This window comes from Nonomuraea sp. NPDC001684, from assembly GCF_053596515.1.
The window spans coordinates 1-5,776 of sequence record NZ_JBSFGJ010000540.1; the positions used below are offsets into that span (position 1 = coordinate 1).

General features: G+C 72.4%; 5 protein-coding genes. 3 read left to right on the plus strand and 2 right to left on the minus strand.

The window, feature by feature from the left end:
• From cutA to ACWCSD_RS46440, 3 genes are all read left to right on the plus strand, one after another.
• Positions 1-2,227: aerobic carbon-monoxide dehydrogenase large subunit (gene cutA, locus ACWCSD_RS46430; RefSeq protein ID WP_449925168.1), on the plus strand; the 2,227-nt coding region annotated here is incomplete at its 5' end.
• Between the two features lie 8 nt (positions 2,228-2,235).
• A complete protein-coding gene (locus ACWCSD_RS46435; RefSeq protein ID WP_397163675.1) occupies positions 2,236-3,249 on the plus strand; it encodes a leucine-rich repeat domain-containing protein in 1,014 nt (337 codons plus the stop codon).
• A 32-nt stretch (positions 3,250-3,281) separates the two neighbouring features.
• Positions 3,282-3,707: a hypothetical protein gene (locus tag ACWCSD_RS46440; RefSeq protein WP_449925171.1), complete on the plus strand. Its 426-nt coding sequence runs from the start codon at positions 3,282-3,284 to the stop codon at positions 3,705-3,707.
• A gap of 6 nt (positions 3,708-3,713) precedes the next feature.
• On the opposite strand, the gene cydB is transcribed toward ACWCSD_RS46440, so the two are convergent.
• Together cydB and ACWCSD_RS46450 are read right to left on the minus strand one after the other, a co-directional pair.
• Positions 3,714-4,595 (minus strand): cytochrome d ubiquinol oxidase subunit II, encoded by an 882-nt coding sequence (cydB, locus tag ACWCSD_RS46445; RefSeq protein WP_352363882.1) that lies wholly within the window; start codon positions 4,593-4,595, stop codon positions 3,714-3,716.
• Between the two features lie 12 nt (positions 4,596-4,607).
• The coding region (locus ACWCSD_RS46450) for a cytochrome ubiquinol oxidase subunit I (protein ID WP_449925174.1) at positions 4,608-5,776 on the minus strand (1,169 nt) is incomplete at its 5' end.

Below are 5,776 nucleotides of genomic sequence, written 5' to 3' on the forward strand. Positions count from 1 at the left end.
CCACGCCCACGCCCGCGTCGGCGACATCGACGTGTCCGCCGCGCTCGACGTGCCGGGCCTGGTCGCGATCTACACCTGGGAGGACCTGCCCGAGCGGGTGGGCCGGCCGCTGCCGCTGCTGATCCCGCACCCGGCGCTCACCCACGGGCGCACGGCGTACCCGCTGGCCAGGGAGGTCGTCCGGCACGTCGGCGAGCCCGTGGTCATGGTCGTGGCCGCCGACCGGTACGCCGCCGAGGACGCCTGCGCGCTCATCGAGGTCGCCTACGAGCCGCTCAAGCCGGTCGTCGGCCTGGCCGAGGCGGTGCAGGGCGCCCAGCTCGTGCACGAGGACGTGCCGGGGAACGTGGGGGCCCACCTCGTCCAGGAGGTGCCGGGGGCCGACGGCAGGGGCGCGCGCGAGGCCGTCGAGAGCGCGCCGCACACGCTGGCCTTCCGGCTCGACATCGAGCGCAGCGCCAGCATGCCGCTGGAGGGCCGCGGCGTGCACGCCCGCTGGGACGGCCGCGACCTGCGCGTCCACTCCAGCACCCAGACCTCCACCAGCGTGCGCATGGCCGTCGCCGCCGCGCTCGGGCTGCCGCTGCCGCAGGTCGAGGTGATCGCCCCGGACGTCGGCGGCGGCTTCGGCGTGAAGATCGTGCATCCGTGGCCGGAGGAGATCCTGGTGCCGTGGGCCGCGATGACGCTCGGCCGCGAGATCAAGTGGACCGAGGACCGCAGGGAGCACTTCATCTCCTCCGCGCACGAACGCGCCCAGATCCACCACGTACGCGTCGGCTTCGACGACGACGGCCGCGTCCTGGGCCTGGACGTGACGATCCTGCACGACCACGGCGCCTACACGCCGTACGGGATCATCGTGCCCATCGTCACCTCCACGCAGTTGCTGGGGCCGTACAAGCCGGGGGCCTACCGGGTCGAGTTCACCGCGGTCTACACCAACACCGTGCAGGTCACGCCGTACCGGGGGGCCGGCCGGCCGCAGGGCGTGTTCTGCATGGAGCGGACCATGGACAAGATCGCCCGCTACCTGGGCAAGGACCGCACGCAGGTGCGCGCGGCCAACTTCATCCGGCCCGACGAGTTCCCCTACGACCAGGGGATGACGTTCCAGGACGGCCGCCCGCTCATCTACGACAGCGGGAACTACCCGGAGATGCTCCGCATGATCAAGGAGCTGATCGGCTGGGACTCCTTCGAGCGGCGTCCGGGCCGGGGGATCGGCATCGGCTGCTACGTCGAGGGCACGGGCGTGGGCCCGTACGAGGGCGGGCACGTGCAGATCACCTCCGACGGCCGGGTGCACGTCTCGACCGGCCTGACCTCCCAGGGGCAGGGGCACGAGACCGTCTTCGCCCAGATCGCCGCCGCCGAGCTGGGCGTGCCCATCGAACGCGTCAGCGTGGTCACCGGCGACACCCGCAGGTTCGGGTACGCGGTGGGCACCTTCGCCTCTCGCGCCGCCGTCGTCAGCGGCAACGCCATCGCCCTGGCCTGCCGGAAGGTCAAGGAGAAGGCGCTGCGCATCGCGGCCGACGCCCTGGAGGCCGACCCGGCCGACCTGGAGATCGACGACGGCCTGGTGCACGTCGTGGGCGCGCCGACCGCCGCGATCCCGCTCTCGACGGTGGCGGTGCTGGCCAACCCGCTGCGGTACGCCTTCGACGAGGAGACGGCCAGGGCGACCCAGTTCTCCGGCGCGGCCGACCCGGCCCGCCCGCCGGTGGCCGAGGGCGACGAGCCGGGCCTGGAGGGGCGGGAGTTCTACTCGCCGATCCGGTCCACGTTCGCCTCCGGCATGCACGCGGCCGTCGTCGAGACCGACCCGGACACCGCCGAGATCAGGGTCGTCAGGTACGCCGTCGTGCACGACTGCGGCCGGCTGATCAACCCGATGATCGTGGAGGGCCAGATCCACGGGGGAGTGGCCCAGGGCATCGGCGGCGCCCTGTACGAGCGCATGGAGTACGACGTCCACGGCCAGCTCGTCAACGCCTCGTTCATGGACTTCCTCATGCCGTACGCCACCGAGATCCCGCCGATCGAGACCGCCCACCTGGAGACGCCCTCGCCGCTCAACCCGCTCGGCATCAAGGGCGCGGGCGAGGCCGGCGTGATCCCGGTGTCGGCGGTCATCGCCTCGGCGATCGAGGACGCCGAGGGCATCGAGATCGACCGCATGCCCATCTCGCCGTCCGACCTGTTCGGGCTGCGTATGCGATGATCGGCGCCATGCTCGCTCCCGGCGCCGGCCTGACCCGCTTCCCCGACGTGCCCGACGACGTGCGCACGATCGACCTGGCCTGGAACGAGATCACGCACGTGCCCGCCCGGGTGGCCGGGCTGGCCGCGCTGGAGGAACTGCGGCTCGACGGCAACCGGCTGCGCGAGCTGCCCCGCCTGTCCGGCCTGACCGCGCTGCGCGCCCTGCACCTCGACGGCAACGAGCTGACCGAGGTCCCCGGCTGCCCGCCCGGCCTGGAGACCCTCTTCCTCTACGGCAACCGGATCGAGCGCCTGACCGGCGACCTCGGCCCGCGCCTGCGCCACCTCGCGCTCGGCGGCAACCGGCTGACCTCCGTGCCCGCCGGGCTGTGGAAGCTGACCGCGCTGGAATCCCTCAACCTCGCCGAGAACGCCCTCACCGAGCTCCCCGCGGCCATCGGCGGCCTGACCCGGCTGCGCATGCTCGACCTCGGCCACAACCGGCTCGCCTCGATCCCGTCCGAGGTCGGCGACCTGCCGCTCACCGACTACCTCTACCTGAGCGACAACGGCTTCACCGACGTCCCGGCCGCGCTCGGCCGCCTCGACCGGCTGGCCTACCTCAACCTCACCGACAACCGGCTGACCAGGCTCCCGGACGCGCTCGGGTCGATGGCGTCGCTGGTGGAGCTGCGCCTGTACAACAACCGGCTGGAGACGCTGCCGGAGACCGTGGGCGGGCTCGGCCGGCTGCGCGAGCTGCATCTGCAGGGCAACCGGCTGACCCGGCTGCCCGCCGCCCTCGCGGCGCTGACCGAGCTGCGCGTGCTCGACCTGCGCAACAACCAGCTGAGCGAGCTGCCCGCGCTGCCGTCCGGCCTCACCCATCTCGACCTGCGCAACAACCGGCTGCGCGAGCTGCCCGCCGCGGTCGCCGAGCTGACCGGCCTGCGCAAGCTCGACCTGCGCTGGAACAAGCTCTACGACGACCCGCCGGTGCTCGATCTGCTGCGCGCCCGGGGCTGCGCCGTCCTGCGCTGAACCGGCGCGGGGGGCCGTGCGTATCTCCGCACATGACGACATTTCCACGTCTGGCCGTCCTCGCGCTGCTGGCCGGGCTGGTCGCCGCCTGCTCCGCCGGCGGCGGCTCCGGCGGCCCGGCGGCGGCCGGCCGGAACGCCCCGCGGGCGGCGGCGCCCCAGACGGTCGAGCAGCTCGCCGCCAAGGTCGGCTGCAAGCCGCGCATGCAGGTCGACGCCGCCGAGATCCGTACGGGCTACTGCCGGACCGCCGACGGCCAGTTCTTCGTCACGACGTTCGCCAGCCAGTCCGGCAAGGACGCCTGGATGGACGCCGCCCCCGAGTACAACCCGCACCTGGTCGGCAACCTGTGGACCGTGCTGTCCAGCCGCAAGGTGCTGGAGCTGCTGAAGGAGCGGCTCGGCGGCGACCTCCACCTGAAGGACCACCGCACGAACCAGATGCGCACGGTCGGCTGAGGCGCCCTACGCCGCCGCGAGCATGACCCGCTTGCGGAACACCCAGTACGTCCAGCCCTGGTAGACCAGCACGAACGGCAGCGTGATCAGCCCGATCCAGCTCAGCATCGTCAGCGTGTACGGCCCCGAGGCGGCCGCCGCCAGGGTCAGCCCGGGCAGCGGCGCGACGCGCAGTTCCATGAAGACCGCCAGCGTGGCCAGCACGATGCCCGCAGCGGTCGCGCCGAACGCCCAGCCCTCCCTGCGTCGCCAGATCAGCGCCGCCGCGGCGGCCAGCGCGGCCATGGCGGCCAGGGCGGGCAGCGAGCCCAGGTTCGACAGGGCCAGCACGGCCACCGGGATGGCCACCGCCGCCGCGGCCATGGCGGCGGTCCTGGCCCGGCGGCGCACCGGGCCGGTGGTGCGCAGGGCGAGGAAGACCGCGCCGTGCAGCACGCAGAGCGTCAGCGTGAACGCGCCGCCGAGCAGGGCCGCCGGGCCGCTGTCGAACAGCACGTCGGCGAAGATCGCGCCCCACAGGAACGCCGGGAGGCCGCTGCCGACCAGGATGCCGAGGTCGCACCAGATCGGGTTGGCGACCTTGCCGCGCCACTCCAGCCCGACGCCGCGCACGATCAGGCCGACCAGGATGAGCGTGACGGGCAGGTAGAACGCGCTGAACAGGCCGGAGTACCAGGCGGGGAAGGCGGCGAACATGGCGCCGACGGCCGTGATCAGCCACACCTCGTTGCCGTCCCAGACCGGGCCGATGGTCTGCAGGCTCTGGCGCTGCTCGGCGGCGTTCCTGCTCAGGAGCGGCGCCAGCAGGCCGACGCCGAAGTCGAAGCCTTCGAGGACGAAGTACCCGGTCCAGAGGAAGGCGATGATGACGAACCACAGGTTGATCATGGTCTGGTCCCTCTAGTACATCAGCGACGGTTCGAGCGGCTGCGCCTCGGGAGCGGGCTGCCGCTCCTCGACGCCCTTGCGCACGTGCTTGGCCAGCAGGACGACCTCGGCCACGGCCAGGCCGCCGTACAGGAGTGTGAAGACGGTCAGCGAGATGGCGACCTCGGCCAGGGTCACGCCGGGCGAGACGCTCGAGGCGGTCAGCAGCTCGCCGGCGACCGTCCAGGGCTGCCGGCCGATCTCGCTCAGCAGCCAGCCCGCGATCACCGCCGCGAACGGCAGCGGCAGCGCCAGCAGCAGCGCCCGCGCCAGCCAGGACGGCACCTCGCGCCTGCGCCGGGTCAGCCAGAGGCCGAGCAGCGCGAGCCCCGCGGTGGCCATGCCGAACACGATCATCACGCGGAACGACCAGAACACGATCGTCGGGTCGGGCCGGTAGTCGCCGGGGCCGAACTGCTGCTCGAAGCGCTTCTGCAGGTCCTCGGTGCCCTGCACGGTGGCGTCGGGGTCGTTGGTGGCCAGGAAGCTGAGCACCTTGGGGATCTCGATGCCGGGCGCGAGGGAGAAGGCCGCGCCCGCGGTGTCGCGCTCCAGGCCCTCGGCCGCGGCCAGCTTCATGGGCTGCTGCTCGTACATGAGCTTGGCCGACATGTCGCCGGTGCCCGCGACGACCGCCCCCGCGATCGCCGTCATGACCAGCGCGCCGCGCGCGGCGCTGCGCCACATCGGCGCGCGCGTCCGCAGCAGCCAGTAGCCGCTGACCGCCAGCACGAACCCGCCCGCCACGATGAACGCGGCCCCGATGACGTGCGGCACCTGCGCGACCGCCGTGGAGTTGGTCAGCACCGCCCACAGGTCGGTCATCCTGGCCTTGCCGTCCACGACCTCGTAGCCGACCGGGTACTTCATCCAGGCGTTGGCCGCGAGGATGAAGTAGGCCGACAGGTTGGAGCCGATCGCGGCGGCCCAGATGCTGGCCAGGTGCGCCTTCTTCGGCAGCCGGTCCCAGCCGAAGATCCACAGGCCGAGGAACGTGGACTCCATGAAGAAGGCCAGCAGCGCCTCCATGGCCAGCGGGGCGCCGAAGACGTCACCGACGAACGTGGAGTACTCACTCCAGTTCATGCCGAACTGGAACTCCTGCACGATGCCCGTCACCACGCCCATGGCGAAGTTGATCA